This window comes from Mesorhizobium sp. L-8-3, from assembly GCF_016756615.1.
Taxonomy (GTDB): domain Bacteria; phylum Pseudomonadota; class Alphaproteobacteria; order Rhizobiales; family Rhizobiaceae.
Map to the genome: position 1 here is coordinate 8,192,320 of NZ_AP023262.1, position 22,202 is coordinate 8,214,521.

The window sequence follows — 22,202 nt, forward strand, 5'->3', positions numbered from 1 at the left end:
CCTACCTCAACGGCTGGCCTGGAATGAGCCGAACTCGTCCAGGTCCGCCGTCAGCTTGCCAACGAACCTCTGCGAACGTTGCAGCCCGTCCAGTGCTTTCGCCAAGCCGGTCAGCAATGGCCGCTGCCGTTCCGCGCCGCGCAGCTTCACAAGCACTTTCTGCACCATAAGATCATCGATGATTGCGGCGGGATCCGCCTTCAGGTGTTCCGTCGCAAATGCATGATAGCGGACCACTTCCTCCGCGACCCGGTAGCCAAATCCGAGGCTATGAGTTGCCATGACCGTTTGGGCAGCGACGAGACGCTGCTCGCAGGCCGCGCGTGCATCCTTCAGCGTCGGCTCACGACCTTCGAGCGCGGAAAGGAATCCGGCCAGATCGACCGTCGACATGTCAATGACGACGGCACGGTCCAGAACCTTGTCGCTGACTGGATTGGTCGTCTCGTCGATGTTGATCGTACCGGCAATATAGAGATTGGGCGGCAATGGGAGAGCGGCGGGCACCGAAGTGCCGGTTGAGCCCTCAAGCGGTACGCCGCTTGAGTGAAGCTGCAGTTCCTCACCCGTTTCCACCGCAGACAATACGTCAGAGAAGTAATACTCCACCCGCGCCAGGTTCATCTCATCAAGCACGACGAACACCGGGGAGTCGCGGTGCGCCGTTGCCAGCAGAACCGCCTCCAGAAATGGCGGAACGACATAGCGGTTCGACAAAACGTCGTAGTAGCCGGTCAGACCCGTGGGATCAGTCCACTCCGGTCGGACAGGACACACGAACAGAAAGGGATCCGGACTGTTGTTCGCCGTCAGACCGTGAACAGCCCGCGCATATTTCAGCGCAAGCTGAGTCTTTCCTGTACCCGAGAGACCGGCGAGAATCACGAAATGTTTGTGCGAGAGGAAATTCATCGCGGCGTGAAATCGCCGGACCTCTCCGCCGGGATAGTGCCCGCCGAGCGACGTCACCGCCGCCTCGATTTCGGCGACCGGAATTGTTGCAGGAAAGCGCTGCATACCCGGGCTGACGGCACCAGCATCGGCCCACACACGCAGCTCGTGGACCTTTTCGCGCCCGATGAGGCTTCCGAGATAACCGACGAACTCACGTGCAAGCAGGCTCCGGCGGGCAGAAGCTGCCGGAGGCCAGATCGCGAAGAGTATGGAATCGATTTTTGCCATGCAATCCGGATCGAGGGCCGGCTCTCCAGGCGCGTTCCGCAGTGAGTCCCGAAAGTCGTGGTTGTGAAAAAAGATGTCTCCGGTGTCGGTAATATAGAATTTGACGTTGTTGCTGATGCTGCCGGCCTTTTTCGACGCAGCGGCGAGCTGTTTGTTGCGCTCCTCGCCTTCATGGAAGAGCTTCAGCAAACCTTTGTTTATACGATCGGCTTCTGCCGTCACCGTCACCGCGAAATAAACCTCGTCCTGCGGGGGGAAAGTCAGAACGCACAGGAAGATGAACTGCTCAATCGGTGCAGTCCGACCGGCAGCCAAGCCCGCCGAGTATGCCTCCAGATTGTTCGTGCAGGCAAACAGCCCGCCTTCAATCACTCGGGCACTGTTTGAGAATCCGAAGTTCTTTGCAATCCTCGCTTCCGGTCGAATGCCCGGCTCGGCGCGAATTGCGACCTCAAACTGCTGCTGCCGCTCTTCTGCTGACATGGCTATCCTGTTCCTCCCTGCCCCGGAGGGCGATCATCATCGTCTGCGCGAGCGCCTGTGCCATAAGCGGCGGTACGGCATTGCCGATCTGCCGGAATGCCGGATTCATCGTTCCGCAGAAGACGAAGCCATCAGGGAAGGACTGCAGCCGGGCCGCTTCCCGCACGGAGATCGTCCGGGCCTGCTCGCTGTCATAATGAATGTGGCTGTAGCTGTCCTTGCCAAGGTGCGCCATCAAGGTGCGCGCCGGCTGATCACGCCACATCTTCCGCCACTTGTTCGGGAATTTGGTCGCGTCATACGGAGGGACAATGGCGGCACGCAATCTTTCATATTCAGCAGAGCCTTCGCGCACCACTTTCCCCTTGCGCCGCAGCTCCGCGATTTTTTCGGACAGCATGTTCATGGCGTGCTGCCATGCCTGCGGATACTGGTCGCCGGGGTCAAGACGTGCGAATAGCTCGTAATCGCGTGGCAGATATCGAATGACATGATCCCGCAGACCGTCCTCCGGGGCTTCAAATCCCGGCCAAGAGCGCATCAAGCCCGCATAGGCTGAGATTTTTCGCCTCCGGTCATATGGAATGACTTGGTCAAAGCGGCGGGCGCCACGGCGCAGGTTGCCACCAGCAAGCTCTTCGCGGGCGTAGATCGGCGGCAGGTCTCCAAGTGCTTGTTCGGCAGTCACGGCCGCGGGCAGTTTCGGACTGGCGGTCGGCGGCTCGTGATAGTCATGTGCCTCCTCGAGGTGGCCGTTGAGCACCTTCAAGGCGACCGCGCGCGATCCTTCATAGCCGGGCGGCAGTACCAGCCAGTTTGTGGGTTCGGGAAACGACACTCTCTCGGCGATCTCACGGCGATAGGCGACGAGGAACATGCGTTCGCGCATCTGCGGCACACCAAAAAAGGCCGCATTCAGAAGCGTGTAACCGCAGACATAACCCTTACCCTCGAGAACTTCGCAGATTTCCTCTGCTATGTTCTGGCCGCCGTGATTGAGAACGTCGGGTACGTTCTCGACCAGCACTGCAAGGGGCCGGAAAGCGTCCACGTATCTCAGATATTCCTGATAAAGACGCGCTCGTGGATCATGCCGGAACGCCTGCGGATGGGCGTCGATCTCACGAAGCTTCGGTCTGCCCACACGGGCGAAGGCCTGACACGGTGGCCCTCCCACAATCACATCGACAGCGTCTGCAACGGGGCCAAGCTCCAACTCCGCGACAAGCTCCTCAGGATGTGTGGTGATAATGTCGCGGGCGCGACTGTGCTTTGGATCGCCTCCGTGAAAGTTCAGTCCGTGCGAACGTGCTGCATCGGCATCAAACTCGACCGCAGCCTGAAGCATGAAACCCGCGGCCTGAAACCCGAGCGACAACCCCCCGCAGCCTGCGAACAAATCCAGCAGCCGCGGCTTTCCGCCTGCACGGATCCTGGCGATCTTTCTGCGAATCGCCTCGGCACTCATTCCCGTTCCCCCGTTTTCGGTCTCGGAAGTTTCAGAGGAAGCTGGGTTTCGTAACCATGCTCATCTAAAAACTGCATAACCGCAGCCCGGATGATCCAGGCGGCCGAAACATTGTTTGCATCGGCAAGCGCCTGGATTCGCGCGTGTGCCGTCTCGGGCAGAATCACTGATGTCCGGACAGTTTTCTTAAGCGATGCGGCCGGCATGAATCGCCTCCTGATGCAAGCTGCACCCATCATATGCTCGTTGGGTGCAACGTGCACCATAATATTGACTTCCTCCCTCACAAACTCGCTGGCAACCCGGTTTCTATTGACTCAGGATCACAATGGTAGAACAAATAGGGAACATGATGCTAAACCTGCGCCCGGAGGTCAATAACGAGCTTGCGGTCAGAGCCCGCCCTGGAGTCACTGCGCGTACAGATCGAGAAGATCGAAGGCCCTCGTCGGCGCGTGCAGTCGGTGCTGCCGTTCGGGCTGATCGAGGTCGATTCGCGCCTACCGGGACGAGGGCTGACACGCGGCGCGCTGCATGAGATCGCCGGCGGTGGCAATGGCGTCATCGATGGGGCCGCTGCGGCCCTGTTCGCTGCCGGCATTGCCGCGCGCACCAAGGGCCGTGTGCTCTGGTGCATCACCCAGCCCGACATTTTCGCTCCCGCCGTGGCGCAGGCAGGACTGCCGCCCGACCGGGTGATCTACCTCGAGGCTGGCGACCAAGCGAGCGTGCTTGCCTGCATGGAGGAAGGGCTGCGCCATGGCGGCCTCGGCGCCGTGGTCGGCGAGATCGCCCAGCTCTCCATGAAGGCGTCGCGCCGCCTCATGCTCGCCGCAGAGGGGACCGGAACTATCGGTCTCGCGCTGCGACGCTGGCGCCGCCAGACAGATGCCACCGATTTCGGGCAGCCAACAGCTGCCGCCACACGCTGGCGGGTGTCGGTGCTGCCGTCCACCCCATTGCCGGTTCCCGGCGTCGGCCGCGCCCGATGGCTGGTCGAGTTGATCCGCGCCCGGGCCGGCGAAAGTGCTGATTTCGAGTTGGAAGCCTGTGATGAAAAGGGTCGTCTCGCTGTACCTGCCGAACTGGTCTACAGACCGTCTGCGGCGGATGACCGGCGACGCAGCGCCGCGCGCTGACGCGCCGCTGGTGGTCGTCGGCCGGGACGGGAGCAGACGGATTGTAACCGCCGCCGATGCGGCGGCCGCAGCCCTTGGGGTGCGCGTCGGCATGCCGGCGGCCAAGGCGCAGGCGCTCGCGGCCGGCCTCGAGATCCGAGATGCCGATCCGGCGGGCGACGGCGAAGCGCTGGAGCGCCTGGCGCTCTGGATCCTGCAACGCATCGCCCCCATTGTCGCCGCGGATCCGCCGGACGGCATCGTCATCGATACCACCGGTGCCGATCATCTGCATGGCGGCGAAGCCGCTATGCTCGACGGCCTTGTCGGCCGGCTCGCCATGTGGGGGGTCGCGGCGCGCGCGGGCGTCGCCGACACCTGGGGCGCCGCGCATGCGCTTGCCCGCTTCGGCGCTGACGGGACGAGGATCGCCGCGCCCGGTCATGATCGTTCCGTGATCTCAGGATTGCCGATCGAGGCGTTGCGGCTCCCGGCCGGAATGCCGGCGGCGTTGCGTGTCCTCGGTTTCGAGCGGATCGGCGACCTCATCGCGCAGCCGCGCGCACCCCTGGCGCTGCGCTTCGGTCCCCAGCTGGGCCGGCGCCTCGACGAAGCCCTCGGCCACGCCGCCGAGCCGATCGCGCCGATCCGGCCGGCCGACCTGACCGAGGTGCGCCGCGCCTTCGCCGAACCGATATCAGCCGCCGAGACCATCGCCCGCTATCTCGGCAAACTGGTCAACACCCTCTGCTTGGAACTCGAGCGGAAGGGTGAGGGCGTGCGGCGCCTCGACCTTATCTGCCAACGCGTCGACAGCCGGGCCCAGGCCATCCGCGTCGGCATGGCCAAACCCGTGCGCGACGTGAAGCGGCTAACGCGGCTGCTCTGCGACAAAATCGAAACCATAGATCCCGGTTACGGCATCGAGATGCTGACGCTGTGCGCGATCATCGCGGAACCCTTGGAAGCCCGCCAGATAGCGACATCGCTGATCGAGGAAACAGAGCCCGATATCTCCGATCTAGTCGACACCCTCGCCAACCGCGTCGGCGAGCGCGCCATCTATCGCGCCGCGCCGGTGGCGAGCGACGTTCCGGAGCGGTCGGTGAGCCGTGTGCCGGCGCTTGCCCCCGACACCGGCGCGACCTGGCCCGATGCCTGGCCGCGCCCGGCACGGCTGTTGCTGACCCCGGAGCCGGTCGAGACCATCGCCCTGCTGCCGGACCATCCACCGGTCTCCTTCACCTGGCGCGGCGTGCGCCGGCGCGTTCGGCGTGCCGACGGGCCGGAGCGGGTTTTTGGGGAATGGTGGAAACGCGACGCCGAGCTTCTCGCTGTTCGCGACTATTTCCGGGTCGAGGATGAAGCGGGCGAACGTTACTGGCTCTACCGCGCCGGTGATGGGGAGAACGAAGCCACCGGCTCGCAACGCTGGTTCATCCACGGAGTCTTCGGATGACCACGCAGCGCTACGCCGAACTGCAGGTCACCTCGCATTTCAGCTTCCTGCGCGGCGCCTCCTCAGCCGAGGAGCTGTTCGCGCAGGCAGCACTGCTCGGCATCGAGGCGCTCGCCGTCGTCGACCGCAACAGCCTCGCCGGCATCGTCCGCGCTCACGAGGCCGCAAAGACGACGGGCGTGCGCCTCGTCGTCGGCTGCCGCCTCGATCTCGCCGATGGCATGTCGGTTCTGGTCTACCCGACGAACAGGGCGGCGTATGCACGGCTCTGCAGGCTACTGACTCTCGGCAAGGGACGCGCCGGCAAGGGCAAGTGCCATCTCGAATGGACTGACCTGCATGCCTATGGCGAGGGGCTCATCGCCGTGCTCGTCCCGGATCTCGCCGACGATGAATGCGGGCTGCGCCTGCGCCGACTGCGCGAGGCCTTCGGCGACCGCGCCTACATGGCGCTGACTCTGCGCTGCCGGCCAAACGATCAGTTGCGGCTTCACGAGCTGTGGAACCTCGCCGCGCAAATGCAGGTGCCGACCGTCGTGACCAACGACGTCCTGTTCCATGAACCCGGCCGGCGCATCCTGCAGGACGTCGTCACCTGCATTCGTCACAACGTCACCATCGACGAGCTCGGCGATCGCCGTGAGCGCCACGCCGACCGCTATCTCAAGGCGGCGGAAGAAATGCACCGGCTCTTCGCCCGCTATCCCGAGGCCCTGGCGCGTTCGCTCGAAATTGTCGAGCGCTGTCGCTTCAGTCTCAATGAACTCGCCTACCAGTATCCGGAAGAGCGCGACGATCCGACGCTCACGCCGCAGCAGACGCTTGAGAAGCTCACCTGGGAAGGCGCTGCTCAACGCTATCCGGAGGGTCTCCCCGGCAGCGTGCGGGCGACGCTCGAGCACGAACTGCGGCTGATCGCGAAACTCGGCTATGCGCCGTATTTCCTGACCGTCAACAGCATCGTCCGCTTCGCGCGATCGCGCGACATCCTCTGCCAGGGGCGCGGCTCGGCCGCCAACAGCGCGGTCTGTTTCGTGCTCGGCATCACCTCGATCGATCCCGGCCGCAACGACCTCCTGTTCGAGCGCTTCGTCTCAGAGGAGCGGCGTGAGCCCCCGGACATCGATGTCGACTTCGAGCACGAGCGGCGCGAAATCGTCATGCAGTGGGTGTTCGACACCTATGGCCGCGATCACGCCGCGCTCTGCTCCACCGTCATTCGCTATCGCACCAAGGGGGCGCTGCGCGATGTCGGCAAGGCACTTGGCCTGCCCGAAGATCTCATCCGCACTTTGTCGGGCCAGGTCTGGGGCTGGTCCGAAGAGGGTGTCGCCGACCGGCACCTCGCAGAGCTGAACCTCAATCTTTCCGACCGGCGTCTGCGCCTCGCGCTCGATCTCGCCCGCCAACTCATGGGCGCCCCACGCCATCTGAGCCAGCATCCAGGCGGCTTCGTGCTGACCCACGACCGGCTCGATGACCTCGTCCCCATCGAGCCCGCCGCCATGATCGACCGCCAGGTGATCGAGTGGGACAAGGACGACATCGATGCCTTGCGCTTCATGAAGGTCGACGTCCTGGCCCTCGGCATGCTGACCTGCATGAAGAAGGGTCTGGATCTCCTGGCCGAGCACAAGGACATCAAGCTCGACCTCGCGACCATCCCGGCCGAGGACCCGCGTACCTATGCGATGATCCGCAAGGCCGACACGCTCGGCACGTTCCAGATCGAATCCCGAGCGCAGATGTCGATGCTGCCGCGGCTGAAGCCACGGACCTATTACGACCTCGTGGTTCAGGTCGCGATCGTGCGCCCTGGCCCGATCCAGGGCGACATGGTTCACCCCTATCTGCGCCGCCGCGAGGGCCTCGAGCCGGTCCACTATCCCAAGCCGGAACTAGAGAAGGTTCTGGGCAAGACCCTCGGCGTTCCACTGTTTCAGGAGCAGGCCATGCGCGTCGCCATCGAATGCGCGGGCTTCACGCCGGGCGAGGCCGACATGCTGCGCAAGTCGATGGCCACATTCAAGCACACCGGCGGTGTGTCCGCCTTCAAGACCAAGCTCATCGAGGGCATGGTCGAGCGCGGTTACGACCGTCCGTTCGCCGAGAAGACCTTCAGCCAGCTCGAAGGCTTCGGCAGCTACGGCTTTCCGGAAAGCCACGCCGCGTCCTTCGCGCTGATCGCCTATGCCAGCGCTTGGCTCAAATGCTGGCATCCGGACGTCTTCTGCTGCGCCCTGCTCAATAGCCAGCCGGTGGGCTTTTACGCTCCCGCTCAGATCGTGCGGGACGCGATTGCCCATGGCATCGAGGTGCGTCCGGCCTGCGTCAACGCCTCACGTTGGGACTGCATCCTCGAACCAACGGGAGACGAAGGCCGCTTCGCCGTCCGCCTTGGTCTGCGCATGGTGCGCGGCCTCGCCAACATCCATGCGGCGAGCATTGTCGCAACGCGCGCCGACCAGCCCTTCGCGTCGGTCGATGATCTCTGGCGGCGTGCCGGGGTGCCACAAGCGTCCCTCGTCCAACTCGCCGAAGCCGATGCCTTCCGGCCGGCGCTCGGCTTGGCCCGGCGCGAGGCGCTGTGGGCGATCAAGGCGCTGCGCGACGAGCCGCTGCCGCTCTTCGCTGCAGCCGCGAACCGCGAGAACGACATCGTGCCGGAGATCGCCGAGCCCACCGTCGCCCCACGGCCGATGACCTCGGGCGCGGAAGTAGTGGAGGATTACAGGCACGTCGGCCTGTCGCTGCGCGATCATCCGGTGAGCTTCCTGCGCGCCGATCTTCACCGCCGGCGCATCGTCTCCTGCGCCGAGGCGATGGACGCCCGCGAGGGGCGCTGGCTTGAGGCTGCGGGCATCGTGCTGGTGCGGCAACGGCCCGGCAGCGCCAAGGGCGTTATGTTCATCACGCTCGAGGACGAAACCGGGATCGCGAACCTCGTCGTCTCGCCCAAGGTGTTCGAGGCCAACCGCCGCACCATTCTGTCAGCCGGCATGATCGCGGTGCGCGGCCGCATCCAACGTGAAGGGGAAGTGGTCCACCTCGTCGCGCAGCACCTGACCGACCTCTCGGCCGAGCTTGCCAGCGTGGGGCAACGCGACGCTGTGTTCCCGATCCCACATGGCCGGGGCGACCAAGTACGCCATGGCGGCTCCGGCCCGGACCCGCGCGAAGCCCCATCACGCGCACAGCGCCCGCGGGACATCTATACTCCGGACCTCCACACGGACGCGATCAAGGTGAAGACCCGGGATTTCCGCTGATAGTCCGAACCCGTCTCCCTCAGGCAAATACGCGAGTGGCAGCTTTCGCGCCTATTCAAGTCATAGCCACAATCGACATCTGATCCCGCCAGCGGAAATTCTCGCGCCCGTGATGCAGCACTTGGTCGCGCCAAGCACTTGGCGTAGTTCCTCGACCTACCCCTTTTGGCTTCGGCCCACTTGAGCCATAAGCGAATGAGACGCCATGTTCACGTCGTTGCAGCCGACGGGTAAAGCGCCTCAACGTGGTCCTTATTGGTGCCGGCGGGAGATAGGACAGGCCAAGCTCATAGCTGTGGAGGTGGTGAACGATGACTGGACCTGACCCCTACGCAAACGACCCCTTTTTCAAGGCTGCGGATGATCCTGACTGGAATGCCTGCATCGGCAGGCAAGGCGAGGAAGAAAACTATGTCGATGGCTACATCGAGGCAGCGATGGAGCTTGCGGACGCAGTCATCGAGAAGCAATTGTTTGGCAAACGCGACACGCTCGTTCTGCCCATCCTTTACAACGCGCGCCATGCCATCGAGCTGGCGCTGAAATTCGCGACAGACCGGCTGGTCGCGGCGCAAATTGTCGGCGGTGACAGGAAGCGCGATCACAACATCAAGGCCCAGTGGGAACGCCTTCACCACGCCGCGATCGGCGACGAGGCGCTTTCCAGGACGATCGCCGCGCTCGAGCCTTTCATCGAAAGTCTGTCGCGCATCGATTCAGACGGTCAGGAGCTGCGCTACCACAGAAACCGTGACGACGATCCCAGTCTGGCGGATTACGCCCTGGCCAATTTGAAGGTTATCCAGACCAGCCTGGGCGAGCTGAAAACGCTCATCGATGATTTGCAGTATCGGACAGTGGATTTTCTGCGTGAGCACGCTACCGGTTCTCACACCGGTCGGTGCTCCAGACGGGACCTGATGGCCATCGCGAGAATCATGCCCAAGCGGCACCTGTGGAATACCCCCGCATTCGACGAACAGAAGGCGGAGGTGATGCTGCGTTTCGGCTTCGGCAGCCGGCAGTTTTCTCTCGCGCTTGATCAAATTCAAAGAAACCGGGAGATGGGGGCCATATTGGGCATGGAGACCCCGCTTCTCCATCTCTCCGATGAGGACATTGTAGGCATCGTGCGGCAATGGCGCCTTCTGCATCCAAAGCTTGAAAAGCCGAAGGATGGAGAGCTTGGCGCCGATTATTTTGGCATTGAGAGGTTCGAAGCGATGCAGCATCACAACGCTGCGCTTCGCGAGGTCATCAAGACGCTTCAGGCGCAGCTATCGCCCGACCAATTGGCCGATCTGGAGACGGTGTATTACCTTGGCCGCGACCGGGTCTTTCCCGAATACTACGAGACCCTGGTCGCCGAAAAGCGGCAGGAACACGCCGCCACGAACAACCCGCAGGAAGAAATCCGCCATCTCATGGAGAAGACCAACTTTCTGCGTTGCGTTCAGCTGGCAGCAATTAGGCTCGGGCGTGTGGCGCTGGCGGAGCGTTTGAAGGATCTGTGAGGCTCGGCCCCCGTGCAACGCGCGTTGTCGGAAGGTCGATCGGAAGCCGTGAGAAGTCGGCCGGTGGCAAATTCGCCGCAATGCCGCGCGCCCGGAGTGATGCATCGGCACCGGCGTATCCTGCCTGGAGAAGAAGGCCGATTTCGGAAGGAGAGAACCGGTTGAGGCGCGTGCGTATTGTTGCCGCCCGCCCGGTCGCCTCGTCGGCGAAGGCAACAGCGTTCGGGACGCCATACGCGCTAATTGGCGTATCAATGCTCCAGAACGCAACTTTGCGCTGCTTGAGGTTATGCACTCCGAAGAGCAAGCGCTTGCGCGAGTCTTCGGCCTGCTGGTGGATCAGGCGCAGGGTGCGAAAGATCTGGCCAATCCACCTTCCTGATGGTCGACCGATCTCCGGCGTGGAGCCGCCCGCATTGCTGACGAGGATGGTGCGGCAGCGGCGCCAAACTCGTTCCAGTCCGAGATTGTCGTAAACCCCTCCATCGGTGAGCACGGCTTCCACCGTAAAGGGCGGCCTATGCAAATCCGCACCCGGCATGGGCGCTACGCCATGACGGGCAAGCGGGATACGAACCGGCGAAAGGAACGGCGGAAAGGCTGATGACGCCGCGACGACCTGCGACAGAGGGATGGACGGTCGGTCGATGCGACCCACACGATGGTCCGCCGAGTAGTCCTTGGCAAAGCGCCAGCCGCTCCCGGTCTGAAGGTTCGTGGCCATGAAAGTGAAGCGAGGCGTGTCAGGCAAGTCCTGGAGCGTGGCGCCATGGAAAAGATGCCGGTCGTACGCCTTTGCGATTTCATCCGCAGCATGAACACCCGGCAGCAGGCTTAGAAGAATTGCTCTGAGGTCAATGCTGACGGTCGCGAACCGCGTGACAGGACCAACGAAGGCGTCGGTCAGATTCGATGCGACTCCGCTTTCATCAAAACGAAGGGAAGGCCAAGCGAGCGCGAGCAGAGCGGCGGTGATCGATCCGCCAGACACGCTGGCCACTTCGGAAAGGGTCGGTAGAAGTCCGAGCTCGTTGAGCCGCATCACCGCGCCGGTGTGGTAAAGCATGGCACGATACCCACCGCCGGAAAGGCAGAGTCCGACCTTGTCCTCGACCTTGCTTGCGGTGAGAAAATCGTTGCGCTCAGCGTTGCCCTCAAATCGTCCCTGGAGGTCGTTCCCGTACATCTTGCGATCGGTCTCTGTCGTCATCAGGCAGCGCTCCTGGCCTGCGCTGAGCTGGACACAAGCGCAAGCCGGCCGTTGTCCCCGGCGATGGCTATCAATGCTGGGAGCCCCTCACGCGCGAGTTCCTGCCGAAGCCACAGAAGCTGGCTGAGATCGGTGGCGCTCGGCATCACCGAGGCGCAATCAGGATGCGAATGCCATTCACCGATGTAGCGCAGCTGGTGCATGCTCGCCTCGGCGGCACGCCGGACCTGCTCCGAAAGTTCCACAATGCCGCGTTCGAACGCGGCCGAATCTCCCTGGCTGTCTTCGGGCGGCGGCAGGGCATGCGCGATGTGAATTGACTTCCGGCTGGTATCAACGATTCCGAGCAACACGCCGCCGGTTTCGGCAGGAAGTTTTTCCTCCCTCATGCTCCGTAGCGCAGCATCAAGGTCGGCATCATAGCTGATTGACCAGTCGCCCATCGAGGCTTGCATCATGGCGCTGCCGTTGCGCCTGACAGCCTGGATGCTGCCGTCTCCGGCATGCGTCCAGACGGTGATCGTCGCCTGTTTGGAATCCGCCGCCTCCTTGCAACCCATTGCCGCCAGCGCACTGAGAAGCGCAGCATTGCTGGCAGGGATTTTGTTGGTGAGCGCGCGGCACGATCCGCTGTAACGCACGCCGCCGCTCTGGGTACCGAGATGTCCGGCAAGGCTCGGCTCCGTCAGCGCAAGGCGGTGATACTGCGCTTCAAGATCGCGCATTGTGACGCGGCGCTCCGTGTCTTCGGCCAGCACGACAACGGCTGTTCCGGTAGGATTGAAGAAGGCGCAGATGCGCCGAGCCTTGCTGTCTGGAACATCGGACAGGTGCCGCGCGACCGCCACCGACGCGGACGCATCCAGAATGATGTCGGCATCGGAAAAGGCTGTTGCCAAGATTGCGACCTGACCTTCGTCCGGGTGCAAGACATCGCAGCCAATCGAGGGGACCGGCTGGCCAAGTATCCCTGCCAGCTTGTCGGCCAGGGCCGCGGCCTTCGGTGCGCCAACCTCGCGGGCAAACAGGGCATGGCGCACGAGGTTGTGCGGCAGAATGTAGTCCTGATCGACGACCGCCCAGACGAAGCGGCCCTCCCGCGCAAGGTTGAGCGAAAGCTGCGAACCCAGGGATCCGGCCCCGACGAGAACGACGCGGCGTATGTCGGCGGTGGGCATTCCGGCAATGGTTGTTGCGAGAGCTCGGTCGAGCGCAAAGTGAACCTGAAGGGGTTCGACCTTCAATTCCGCTTGACTCGGCTGACCCCCGGCAATCAGAGCCACATAGGCCTTGTCGTTGCCGTTGCCGCTGAGGTTGGCGGCAAGGACGCCGAGAGCCGTGCCAATCTCGCCCGCCGAATCATAGGTCAGGAACGCTCGAACGTCGTTTACGCCCTGCTGCTCGCCGGTGGCCACGGGAAAAGCCACAACGATGGCCAGGCGGCCCGAGAGGCGGCGGATGTCGGCCTTGCCGAAACCCGTCCACGCCTTCAGCCGCGATTTCAGTTCATCGTAGAGCTTGATGCCACACGGTTCGAGTTCGGCGGCAAGCGCGGCCAGGGTCCGTGGCGCGTGCCGCAGACGCGTCGGGCCGCGGGGCTGTGCCTGAAAAGCCAGGATCGTCATGGTGAAGGGCTGATCCGTGGCCGTGACGGGGTGCGTCAGGATAAGCTGTTCATTATCCCCGCGGACGTATCCGGCCAGTTCAACGGGACCCCTTTCCGGCACGAGTACGGACGCCGGGACAACCAAGCCGATAGCTGAAGCATAGAAAAGCGGATCCGGCGGCTGAGCCAGATCGTGCAGATCCCCGCGCGCCGCCTTGGCAAGCCAGAGCTGGATACGCCGCACGATGTCAGGTGCGGTAACAGTCAGGCGCGCCTCGGCCCATGGGCGATCATCGATGCACAGAGCGCTGGGCATATCCGGCGGGGTCCAGTTTTGATGCGGCGTGTCGGGAAAGTCTTCCCGAAGGGCCAGGACGCTAGGCTGCCCCCCATCGAACGGAAAGAAGACGGCAATCGGCTCCACCGCGCGAATCGGATGGGCAAGGTCCTGCGGCCGCTCGACGTCGACCTGAAGGCCGATTGCTGCGCATTGCATGTTCTCCGCTTCGTGCAGCTCAAGCAGCGTCACTCCTGGCAGATCCCCCGAGGCGACCAGTGCGGCCAGATCGCGTGCGGAAGCCGGCGTCAGCGCGGCGGCATTTGCCACGTCGACGCCAAAACTCGCCCACCACGGATGGATCGCCACCATTTCCCGCCTAACCCGCGCGCGCCGGCGTCGAGATGATTGTCGCGCTGCCCGTGGTGGCGGAGACCATCAGGAGCGTCGCGCCGCGCTCGGTGATCTCGATCTTGGACGGCTTCGGCCTACTCGCAGAGGGCAGATCCATGGTGACCTTGAACGCACCGTCCTTCAGATTGGCCACACGCTTGTAGTAGGCGGCCGCCTGGCGATGGGGTGGCTGGACATCCTTGTCCTCGGCCGTGCCTTTGGCCGGGATGGACCAACTGGTGGACATCAGCGTGCAGCGGCTCTGGCCCTGCGTCTCGCACAGCCATTTCACATGCTCGGTAGGCTTGGTCTCGTCGTTACCCTTTTCGGGTCCGATCGAGAGGTAGGAGCAGTGGTGAGGAACCTTGAAGACGTCCCAGCGCAGCCTGTCCTGGTTAGCGTGCCTCTTCGAAGTCCTCACGATCTGGTCGATCGAGTCGTAGTTGATGTCGGACATGAACAGCGCGTGCGTCTCGCGTGCGCCCTCCAGGAACGTGGCCTGGAACACGACGCTGTCCTGATTGCGATCGATGATCTGGTTGTCATCCTGACGCCAGCCGAAAGGGCTGTGGATGAAAAACCGTACACGCTCCGGCCCCGACGTCGAAAAGCCCGGCACATACTGGCCCGCGTCGGTGATCAGGTGGGCGCGCGATTCAAGGGTGAGCCCCTGCTTTTCCAGCCATTCCCTGAGCTTCTTCGGTCGGGAAAAGACACGGATCCCGGAGCCCTTCCGCAGGCGATGCCGTGCTTCCTGGCGCACGATACGCGCGCTGTCTTCGCATCCGTCCTCGAGGATTGCGGCTGCCGGGACCCACAGTTCCTTGATCTTGGTGCGACCCTCTCCCTGGTACTTGGCGGCGTGCTCCAGCCAGAAGAAGTCGCCCACGCCGCAGCAGTGATCGTCATCGAGATGCGTGAACATCACGACGTCGAAATAGTCGCGCCTTGCGGCGCGCAGATCGGCCTTCAGTTCAGCTGGCAGATCGATCCGACGGTCCCAAAGGTCGTCATCGTTGCGCATGTCGGCGTAGTCCACCAGCATCTTGCGGCCATCGGCCAAGTCGAATCGGGTGCAGTCGGCATTGCCCAGAGGATGAAAAGTCATAGTCGCAGTCATCGTCGTCTCCGCGATTGTCCGGGGGCGCCTGGTCCGCGACTCGGCTGGCCCATTCCACATTTTCGAAATGCTGACTCGGCAGGTGTTCCCGAGTCCAGCGCTCGTCACATTAAATTTTTGTAATGATTGCATTACAAACATGATTGCGTTGTTGACAATGTCGGCGAACAGCGTTTGTGTCGCTTTCATGAGCGACACGGACATCTATCGGCTTCTCGGGCGGAACATCGCTGCGCACCGCGCCGCGCGAAAGCTAACGCAGGCGCAGGTGGCGGAGCGATTGGGGCTCACGCGTGCATCGCTTGCCAACATCGAGACCGGTCGGCAGCGGGCAATGCTGCATCACATCTATGAGATCGCGGACGCGCTCGAGCTTGAATCGATTCTCGATTTGATACCGAGCCGGCGCCCGAAGTCGTGGCAGTCGGCACGCAGAGGAAAACAAGGCAGCACAGGAGGACAGGCGGCAATGAAGTTTACCGGCGACACTTTGACGGCTGTCGAGAAAGCGCAGGTGGAAAACCTGATCAGTCAGGCTCTCCGCGACAAAGCCGAGCGACGGCGCTGATGCGCGCCGACAAGTCAGGAGCGAGAGCTGCGGCGAGGGAGTTGATCACGCAGTTCGCTGTCAAGACGCCACCAGTGCCGGTCGAGCGGATGGCCAGGGCGATGAAAATTCGGGTGCAGTATGCGCCGCTGGATGGCGACCTGTCAGGAATGGTTGCGATGCAGGACGACGTCCCGGTGATCGGCATCAACGCGCTGCACCACCCCAACCGGCAGCGCTTTACGCTTGCTCACGAAATCGGCCACCTCACCCTCCATCGAGACCTGATCGAGGGATCCGTGCATGTCGACAAACAGATCCTGCATCGCGACATTATGACCGAGGCGGGCACGGATTGGCGCGAGATTGAAGCGAATGCCTTCGCGTCGGAGCTATTGATGCCCGAATCGCTGCTCCAAGCGCAACCATCGGCAGCGGGAATCGCATTTGAGGATGACGAGGTCATCACCTCTCTGGCTGCGAAGTTTCGCGTGAGCGAGGCGGCGATACGTTTCCGGCTCTTTAGCCCAGCGCGTAGGTGAGTGGCGGTGGGCTTCGTCTTCTACGACGTGGAGACGACCGGCCTGAGTCCGGCCTTCGACCAGATAACTGAGTTCGCCGCCATTCGGACGGACGACGTTCTGACACCTATCGACCGGCTTGAGGTCCGCCTACGATTGATGCCGCACGTGTTGCCGTCCCCGGATGCGCTCTGCTTGACGGGAACATCGATCGAGGACCTTCTCGCCAGCGAGCGTCCATCGTTCGTTTCGGGGATGAGCCTGATCGCACAAACGCTGCGGAAATGGTCGCCATCGACGATCATTGGATACAACTCGACGCGCTTTGATGAGCGATTTCTTCATCACGGCTTCTATCAGACGCTCCATCCCGCCTATCTGACCAGCAGGAACCAGAACAGCCGCGGCGATGCCTTGCGACTGGCCCGTGCGGTGCATGCGCTTCGTCCCGAGGCCCTCAAGGCAGGTGTCGGCGGGAACGGGGACCTGAGTTTTGGCCTGGGCGGTGTTTGCGTGGCAAACGGCTATGTGACCGGTGCTCATCATGAGGCGATGGCGGACACCGAAGCCCTTCTATGGCTGTGCAAGCTGATCTCTGAAAAGGCTCCGGATCTCTGGTCTCAATTCCTGCGTTTCACCAGCAAGCGGTCCGCGGCGGATTTCCTTAAGAATGAGGACGCGGTCCTCTTATTCGACCCGCGTCGCGACGATCTAGGAATCCGCTACGTTTCCTGGCTCGGCGCGAGCGAGAAGGATGGCAATTGCCACTACTGCATCGATCTGACTGCCGACATCGCCAGTCTGGCAAACATGGATGACGGAGCCTTGTCGGCGGTCCTCGTTTCGTCGGGCAGCTCGCTGCGGCGAGTGCGAATCAACGCATCGCCGCTTATGATGCCGATCTATGAAGTCGAAGGCCTGGAGAATGCGCCCGACGAGGCGTTCTTCACTGGGCAGGTGGCGACACTTCGGTCACAGACCGGATTGACTGACCGGCTGCTCACGATCGCGAAAGCGAATGAAACCGACTATCCGTCGTCGCCCCATGTTGAGAGCCAGCTCTATGGTCAGCTCATTCCGTTTGAGGAAGAGGACAAGATGGCGGCATTTCACGCCGCCTCCTGGGAACAACGGGCGTCGTTCCTCAACACCTTCGCCGACCGCCGGCTGTTCCAGCTTGGACGGCGTATCCTCTTCTACGAGAGACCCGACCTATTGGATTCCGTGCTCCGCCAGAAAATGGCCGACGGATTGGCTCTCCGAATGGGAGGAGCGGGTGGCACTGTACCGTGGATGACGTTCGAAACAGCTACGCGAGCGATTAACGCCTATGTCACTCGTGACCCGCGAACTGCGGAAATAATTCGATCATATCGGACTTATCTGGATAGGTTGATCCAGCAGTCCGTGGCCGCCTGATCTGGTGCGAAGCCGACTTTCATCGAGCCAGGTTGCCACCGTCGGGTTCGGACGATCATGCTGCTTCCGCCGATGTCCGCTACACGAGGCCGAAAGCATAAATAGCTGCCGATCTCCATTCGGCGCGAGTCCGGCATGGATTCTATGACGATTCTCCGGTGCTCTTCATCCTTAGTTCTCTGGGGTGCGTGGCCGCAATGCCGGCAACCGAACCCGTCTAGCTGAACTTTGAACGATGCCTCTCCTCCGGGGCTACCCAGCCTTCTATGAAATCCAGCGGATCCACGGTTTCCATCATTGCCCTCGCGAGCGTCAGACGCTCCTCCAGGCGCTGCCGACGCTCGCCGTTCGTACACTTCAGGCGCTCTTCCGCGTCTGTGAAAAAGCGCTCTACCGTCATAGCCTTTCCCCACCTCTCGATAATTTCCGCAAGCTGCTGCCGGCTATCGGCTAGAGCCTGAGCTGTCTTGCGGGCATCCTCCCGTCTTTCGTACCGCTCCCACTCCTCCTCACGCTCTTTTTTCCTTTTCGCCTCGGCCACGTCCTCGGCGTCCATTAGACGTTGCACATTGTCCTTAGCCGCTTTCAAGGTCTCGACGATTTTTGGGATCAGCGTGCCAAGCGCCTCCTGCTCGGTCTCCTGCCAACTGATGGACCAGTCGACGCCCTTTTTCGGGGAATAGGCAATCACCCGAAAACGTCCGCAGGGCATATCCTGCTCTGTTGTCCACGAATGCGTCAGTTGCCAAGGTTTGGCTGACCGAATGAGTTTGCTGTCCTCGCGATGATAATCACCATTGAGGTAACGCATCGTCACTCTTTCCGTCATCTCCGTGATGGCGAGCCCTATTGGCACCGTATCAATGTAGCAGATGGTCGGTCGGTCCGGAGCCCAGATGCTTCCCGAGTGGTAGCGTCCGTATTTCCGATCCTTTCGCTCCACCTCCTGTTCCTTGACGTGGATGCGACGAAAGCCCTCGTTGGCGTGAGCGATTTGAACCCGGAATCCTTGTTCGTCCAGCGCGAGGTAGAGGTCATTGGCGATCGAGAGCGCGCGCGGCAGCGCGGTTTCTGATGAAATCAGATCTGGCAGGATCCTCTTGTAGGGCCGGAGAAACTCTCCGTCTTTCACCTCCCGTGTTTTTCGCAGATGTTCCTCGACACCAAACAGCAGCGGATGACGCGCCGGACGACGGAGTTTCACAACGAGCCTGGTCTTGCGCGCGGCTCCTTCCTCCCGCGTTCTCTTTTGTCGTGGCTTTGGGATCGACGGCGTGATCTCAATGGTCTCATCAGGTGCCTCTGGCAACGCGGGTAGCTCCGCCGCGAGCCCGAGGGACTTGCGGGTCCAGTACCCCGATCCGGGATAGGGAACCTGGTATCGTTTGCAGATGGCGGCCAGCGCCGTGCCGGAGATTCCAAGCTCTGGGGCGACCTTGCTGAGCGGCCTGTCGCAGACCCGTTTATAAAGCTCAAGACGTGTCAATTGCATAGCGAAAGGTCTCAATTCAATCGCGATCGATACCGCGCTGGCGGGATATGGCAGGCAATCTGTCTCACCCGTTGTCCCTGATTTATCAGCGGTTTAAATAGTTTATGAGACGGCGGCACCGGTCATATTCATCACGCTGCCAGCTCAATGCGCGCTCTCCGCGCGTCAAAAGTCGCGTAAGCATTGCAGTACGGATCCCTCGCGAAAGCGGCAACGTGGCAAGCCTTCATCACGAAAGCCGACAGTCATCTTCCGGACCCCGTTCGAGACCTTCTGCCTTGGTGTCGGCTCGCTGGCAGGCGCGGAGCGGAAACTTCATCGTGAGGTTTCTCTCTTCAACCAACCTGCTCGACGCGCAACGACCCTTCGGCAAGCGGCTTGATCAGCGTTTGCGCAGGGATGGCGGGATCGAGCCAGTCAGCCCACGAACTGCGATCCAGGATGACGATCTGCCGGTCGTGGTAGGGCGCAATGTCCGGACCAGGCTCCATGGTTAGCATGGTGAAGGCCTCGCCGACGTCGTCGGTCGCGCGCCAGATGCCCGCGATGCAGAAGATCGGCTCATCTTTCTTGGTGAAGAGCCACTTGTCCTTGCGTTTCTTCTTCGGGTTATTCGGATCGGTGAACTCGTAAAACCCGTCGGCGACAATCAGGCAGCGGTTCGAGGTGAATTCCCGTCCGTCGCTCCTGAAGTTGTAGACCGGCCGTTTGTTCGGACCAGGCCAACTCCAGCGCCGCTGCACAAGGTCGCCTTCTCCCCTCTCACCGTCGACTGTCCGGATGATCGGTCCGACATCGGTGATCTTGATGTCGTCGCGCGCCTCGAGGTTGGGTCGCCCTTCGGAGAAGCGGATCTTGATCTTGAGGTCCGCGAAATCCTCGACAATGGAAGCGACGTCCACATGCAGGCGATAGTCGTTGCACATCGTCCAGGGCCTCCATTGACATTTGCACTATGTGATCGTTCTTGGTATGTTCACGTTACGATGAACGCAAGCATTTTCGACTCGGAAGCCTCGATTGGCCAGCGCCGTGTCGCCATTCGCCGCAATGCCGGCGACGTCGAGATGGTTGAGCTTCCGTGGGGTCTTCAGCCTCATAGTCGGGGTGGCCGTCCCTTCACCGTGATTCGCGCGGAAGGGCGCAGCTTTCCCAGCCATCGCTGCCTCGTTCCCGCCTCCGAGTTCCGCCATCGCAGCCGCGGCAAGCACTACGGCTTCTCGCTTGCCGATGGCGACTGGTTCTATTTCGCCGGAGTCTGGCGGCCGGCAACAGACGACTGGCCCGAGTCCTATGCGATCCTGACCATCGCTGCGAACGCCGATGTCGAACCTTTCCACGATCGCCAGATGGCGGTGCTGCGGCGCGAGCAGCGGATGGCCTGGCTCGATCGGACGTGCCGCGAAGATGAATTGCTCCGGCCGCTCCCACCGGGAACCTTCAAGGTGCGGCTATGGGATGAGCCCCGCCAGGCCGAGTTGGCGTTCTGAAATCCTGAGTTCCGGCAATTGCGCCTTTACGGTTTTGGGGGAAGGCCTTCCCCCTGGCCGGCACTTCGTTGCCGACACACCCCCTTCTGCGGGGAGACCCCACAACGCCCCCTGGAGTGAGAGTGCGGACCGGTTTGCCGTGACGGGTTGAGAGCTGGAGGAGAGCTTCCGGCGCCCGTCGCGGAGAACCGCGATGTCCAGACATCACCGCCATGCTCGCGCCGGCGCCGACCGGACGAGCCTCTATGACGAGATCACCGGCAAAATCATCGCCGACCTCGAAGCCGGCCGTTTCCCATGGGTACAGCCCTGGGGCACGTCTGCGGCGACTGCGCCGCTGGGCCTGCCAAAGAACGCCAGCACCGGCCGCGCCTATTCCGGTATCAACATCCTGATCCTATGGGGCGCCGTGGTCCAGCACGGCTTTCCGGGCCAGGGCTGGCTGACCTTCCGGCAAGCGCTGTCCTTTGGCGGCAATGTCCGCAAGGGTGAGCGCGGCACGACCGTGGTTTATGCCGATCGCTTCGTGCCCGAGGACGAAAAGCAACGCGCCCGCGATACTGGGGAAGAAGCCCAGGCCATCCCCTTCCTGAACCGGTTCACCGTCTTCAACGTGGCGCAGTGCGAAGGCTTGCCTGAGGACATTGCGGTCGAGCTGCCGCCGCCTCCGCCGGGCATGATCGAGCCGACGGTCGAGGCGCTGATCGAGGCCACCGGCATCGATTTCCGCATTGGCGGCGATCGCGCCTACTACGTGCCGGCGCACGACTATGTCATGGTGCCGCCGCCGGCCGCCTATTTCGAGCCGATCAACTGGCATCGCACGGCGCTGCATGAACTCGGTCACGCCACCGGGCATGCCTCGAGGCTCGGCCGGGACCTCGGGGGTTCTTTCGGCAGCAAGAAGTACGGCTTCGAGGAACTCGTCGGCGGAGATGAACGCGGCCTTCTGCTGCGCCGCGCTCGGCATTGTCCCGACCGTGCGCCATGCCGACTACCTTGGCTCCTGGCTCGAAGTGCTGCGCGAGGACAACCGCGCGATCGTGCGCGCGGCCTCGCAGGCCAGCAAGGCCGCCGACTGGCTGCTCGGTTTCCTGCCCGATGCCGGCGGCGCCATTGATGGCGGCGAGAGCCGCGGGCCCGAGATCGACAGGAGGGCGGCATGATCCTCCTGACCGACGATCTGCGCGAACGCCTGCTTGCCAACGGGCGTGATCGCGGCGCCGACCACGTGCCGGTTGTCAAGTTCTTCAATCCAATTGGCGAGGGCGTCTGGCTCGCCACCGAGCTCGATGCCCAGGGAGACGTCCTGTTCGGTCTCGCCGATCTTGGCTGTCCCGAGCTTGGCAGCTTCTCGCTCGAGGAGCTTGCGTCGGTCCGCCTGCCCTTCGGCATGGGAATCGAACGCGACATTCTCTTCTCCACCGAGCGAACGCTTTCGGTCTGGACCGGGGCAGCACGGCAGGCGGGCAGCATCCGCGCGGCAGAGCGCATTCTTTGTGCCCGTGCCCACTGCGCTGCCGCGCTCACGCGGAAACCCGCCGACACGGAAACCCGGAAAGCCTGATTTCTGGCTCTCCGTTATTGCGATCCTGCGCCGCTCTCAGAGGACGAGGGCGGCGCCTCGCTCGTGA

At 62.5% G+C, this 22,202-nt stretch carries 17 protein-coding genes and 1 pseudogene; 10 read left to right on the forward strand and 8 right to left on the reverse strand.

Annotated features, from left to right (window positions below; all coding sequences use genetic code 11):
* Positions 1-6: 6 nt before the first annotated feature.
* The 3 genes from JN302_RS37580 to JN302_RS37590 are packed head-to-tail and all read right to left on the reverse strand — an operon-like array spanning position 7 to position 3,339.
* Positions 7-1,665 carry an McrB family protein gene (locus JN302_RS37580; protein ID WP_202330991.1) on the reverse strand — a complete coding sequence of 553 codons (1,659 nt, stop codon included), beginning with the start codon at positions 1,663-1,665 and terminating at the stop codon, positions 7-9.
* Positions 1,634-3,133 (reverse strand): DNA cytosine methyltransferase, encoded by a 1,500-nt coding sequence (locus JN302_RS37585; protein WP_202330992.1) that lies wholly within the window; start codon positions 3,131-3,133, stop codon positions 1,634-1,636. The genes JN302_RS37580 and JN302_RS37585 overlap by 32 nt, the downstream gene beginning before the upstream one ends.
* Positions 3,130-3,339 carry a ribbon-helix-helix domain-containing protein gene (locus JN302_RS37590; protein ID WP_202330993.1) on the reverse strand — a complete coding sequence of 70 codons (210 nt, stop codon included), beginning with the start codon at positions 3,337-3,339 and terminating at the stop codon, positions 3,130-3,132. Before JN302_RS37590 ends, JN302_RS37585 begins: the two co-directional genes overlap by 4 nt.
* Positions 3,340-3,519: 180 nt before the next feature.
* Between JN302_RS37590 and JN302_RS37595 the strand changes: the two genes are divergently transcribed.
* The 4 genes from JN302_RS37595 (at position 3,520) to JN302_RS37610 (ending at position 10,493) form a co-directional block, all read left to right on the forward strand.
* Positions 3,520-4,272, forward strand: a complete 753-nt coding sequence (locus JN302_RS37595) for an ImuA family protein (RefSeq protein WP_202330994.1) — start codon at positions 3,520-3,522, stop codon at positions 4,270-4,272.
* Positions 4,187-5,710, forward strand: a complete 1,524-nt coding sequence (locus tag JN302_RS37600; protein WP_202330995.1) for a Y-family DNA polymerase — start codon at positions 4,187-4,189, stop codon at positions 5,708-5,710. Before JN302_RS37595 ends, JN302_RS37600 begins: the two co-directional genes overlap by 86 nt.
* Positions 5,707-8,979: an error-prone DNA polymerase gene (locus JN302_RS37605; RefSeq protein WP_202330996.1), complete on the forward strand. Its 3,273-nt coding sequence runs from the start codon at positions 5,707-5,709 to the stop codon at positions 8,977-8,979. Before JN302_RS37600 ends, JN302_RS37605 begins: the two co-directional genes overlap by 4 nt.
* A 311-nt stretch (positions 8,980-9,290) precedes the next feature.
* Entirely contained in the window at positions 9,291-10,493 is a 1,203-nt protein-coding gene (locus tag JN302_RS37610) for a hypothetical protein (protein ID WP_202330997.1), read from the forward strand.
* Here JN302_RS37610 and JN302_RS37615 read toward each other — a convergent pair.
* From JN302_RS37615 to JN302_RS37625, 3 genes are read right to left on the reverse strand one after another with little or no spacing between them, the layout of a single operon-like run.
* Positions 10,447-11,703 carry a patatin-like phospholipase family protein gene (locus JN302_RS37615; protein ID WP_202330998.1) on the reverse strand — a complete coding sequence of 419 codons (1,257 nt, stop codon included), beginning with the start codon at positions 11,701-11,703 and terminating at the stop codon, positions 10,447-10,449. The two genes, JN302_RS37610 and JN302_RS37615, sit on opposite strands and share 47 nt — an antisense overlap.
* Positions 11,703-13,958 carry a Mov34/MPN/PAD-1 family protein gene (locus tag JN302_RS37620; RefSeq protein WP_202330999.1) on the reverse strand — a complete coding sequence of 752 codons (2,256 nt, stop codon included), beginning with the start codon at positions 13,956-13,958 and terminating at the stop codon, positions 11,703-11,705. Before JN302_RS37620 ends, JN302_RS37615 begins: the two co-directional genes overlap by 1 nt.
* 7 nt (positions 13,959-13,965) lie before the next feature.
* Positions 13,966-15,303 (reverse strand): hypothetical protein, encoded by a 1,338-nt coding sequence (locus tag JN302_RS37625; protein WP_244846131.1) that lies wholly within the window; start codon positions 15,301-15,303, stop codon positions 13,966-13,968.
* Here JN302_RS37625 and JN302_RS37630 point away from each other — a divergent pair.
* Genes JN302_RS37630 through JN302_RS37640 form a run of 3 tightly spaced genes read left to right on the forward strand, consistent with a single transcriptional unit; the run spans position 15,287 to position 17,586 of the window.
* On the forward strand, positions 15,287-15,667 hold the full coding sequence (locus JN302_RS37630) for a helix-turn-helix domain-containing protein (RefSeq protein ID WP_202331000.1): 381 nt from the start codon (positions 15,287-15,289) through the stop codon (positions 15,665-15,667). The genes JN302_RS37625 and JN302_RS37630 overlap by 17 nt on opposite strands.
* A gap of 41 nt (positions 15,668-15,708) precedes the next feature.
* The gene (locus JN302_RS37635; RefSeq protein ID WP_244846132.1) at positions 15,709-16,188 is read left to right on the forward strand and encodes an ImmA/IrrE family metallo-endopeptidase; all 480 of its coding nucleotides are present in this window, start codon (positions 15,709-15,711) and stop codon (positions 16,186-16,188) included.
* 6 nt (positions 16,189-16,194) lie between these two features.
* A complete protein-coding gene (locus JN302_RS37640; RefSeq protein WP_202331002.1) occupies positions 16,195-17,586 on the forward strand; it encodes an exonuclease domain-containing protein in 1,392 nt (463 codons plus the stop codon).
* Positions 17,587-17,803: 217 nt separating this feature from the next.
* On the opposite strand, the gene JN302_RS37645 is transcribed toward JN302_RS37640, so the two are convergent.
* Together JN302_RS37645 and JN302_RS37650 are read right to left on the reverse strand one after the other, a co-directional pair.
* Complete coding sequence (locus JN302_RS37645) at positions 17,804-19,078, reverse strand: hypothetical protein (RefSeq protein WP_202331003.1); 1,275 nt, start codon at positions 19,076-19,078, stop codon at positions 17,804-17,806.
* 335 nt (positions 19,079-19,413) lie between these two features.
* On the reverse strand, positions 19,414-20,004 hold the full coding sequence (locus tag JN302_RS37650) for an SOS response-associated peptidase (protein ID WP_202331004.1): 591 nt from the start codon (positions 20,002-20,004) through the stop codon (positions 19,414-19,416).
* A gap of 60 nt (positions 20,005-20,064) precedes the next feature.
* Here JN302_RS37650 and JN302_RS37655 point away from each other — a divergent pair, with 60 nt between their 5' ends.
* The 3 genes and pseudogenes from JN302_RS37655 (at position 20,065) to JN302_RS37670 (ending at position 22,135) form a co-directional block, all read left to right on the forward strand.
* Positions 20,065-20,568: an SOS response-associated peptidase family protein gene (locus JN302_RS37655; RefSeq protein WP_202334585.1), complete on the forward strand. Its 504-nt coding sequence runs from the start codon at positions 20,065-20,067 to the stop codon at positions 20,566-20,568.
* A 193-nt stretch (positions 20,569-20,761) separates the two neighbouring features.
* Positions 20,762-21,734, forward strand: a pseudogene (locus tag JN302_RS37660) (ArdC family protein).
* Entirely contained in the window at positions 21,731-22,135 is a 405-nt protein-coding gene (locus tag JN302_RS37670; RefSeq protein ID WP_202331006.1) for a DUF2958 domain-containing protein, read from the forward strand. The pseudogene JN302_RS37660 and the gene JN302_RS37670 overlap by 4 nt, the downstream one beginning before the upstream one ends.
* Positions 22,136-22,202: the final 67 nt, after the last annotated feature.

What these genes read in the sequence shown, in the direction of transcription:
- JN302_RS37580 (WP_202330991.1), bottom strand. Translation starts at nt 1,665, where the DNA reads ATGTCAGCAGAAGAGCGGCAGCAGCAGTTTGAGGTCGCAATTCGCGCC.
- JN302_RS37585 (WP_202330992.1), bottom strand. Translation starts at nt 3,133, where the DNA reads ATGAGTGCCGAGGCGATTCGCAGAAAGATCGCCAGGATCCGTGCAGGC.
- JN302_RS37590 (WP_202330993.1), bottom strand. Translation starts at nt 3,339, where the DNA reads ATGCCGGCCGCATCGCTTAAGAAAACTGTCCGGACATCAGTGATTCTG.
- JN302_RS37600 (WP_202330995.1), top strand. Translation starts at nt 4,187, where the DNA reads ATGAAAAGGGTCGTCTCGCTGTACCTGCCGAACTGGTCTACAGACCGT.
- JN302_RS37605 (WP_202330996.1), top strand. Translation starts at nt 5,707, where the DNA reads ATGACCACGCAGCGCTACGCCGAACTGCAGGTCACCTCGCATTTCAGC.
- JN302_RS37610 (WP_202330997.1), top strand. Translation starts at nt 9,291, where the DNA reads ATGACTGGACCTGACCCCTACGCAAACGACCCCTTTTTCAAGGCTGCG.
- JN302_RS37615 (WP_202330998.1), bottom strand. Translation starts at nt 11,703, where the DNA reads ATGACGACAGAGACCGATCGCAAGATGTACGGGAACGACCTCCAGGGA.
- JN302_RS37620 (WP_202330999.1), bottom strand. Translation starts at nt 13,958, where the DNA reads ATGGTGGCGATCCATCCGTGGTGGGCGAGTTTTGGCGTCGACGTGGCA.
- JN302_RS37630 (WP_202331000.1), top strand. Translation starts at nt 15,287, where the DNA reads ATGAGCGACACGGACATCTATCGGCTTCTCGGGCGGAACATCGCTGCG.
- JN302_RS37625 (WP_244846131.1), bottom strand. Translation starts at nt 15,303, where the DNA reads ATGTCCGTGTCGCTCATGAAAGCGACACAAACGCTGTTCGCCGACATT.
- JN302_RS37645 (WP_202331003.1), bottom strand. Translation starts at nt 19,078, where the DNA reads ATGCAATTGACACGTCTTGAGCTTTATAAACGGGTCTGCGACAGGCCG.
- JN302_RS37650 (WP_202331004.1), bottom strand. Translation starts at nt 20,004, where the DNA reads ATGTGCAACGACTATCGCCTGCATGTGGACGTCGCTTCCATTGTCGAG.
- JN302_RS37655 (WP_202334585.1), top strand. Translation starts at nt 20,065, where the DNA reads ATGAACGCAAGCATTTTCGACTCGGAAGCCTCGATTGGCCAGCGCCGT.
- JN302_RS37670 (WP_202331006.1), top strand. Translation starts at nt 21,731, where the DNA reads ATGATCCTCCTGACCGACGATCTGCGCGAACGCCTGCTTGCCAACGGG.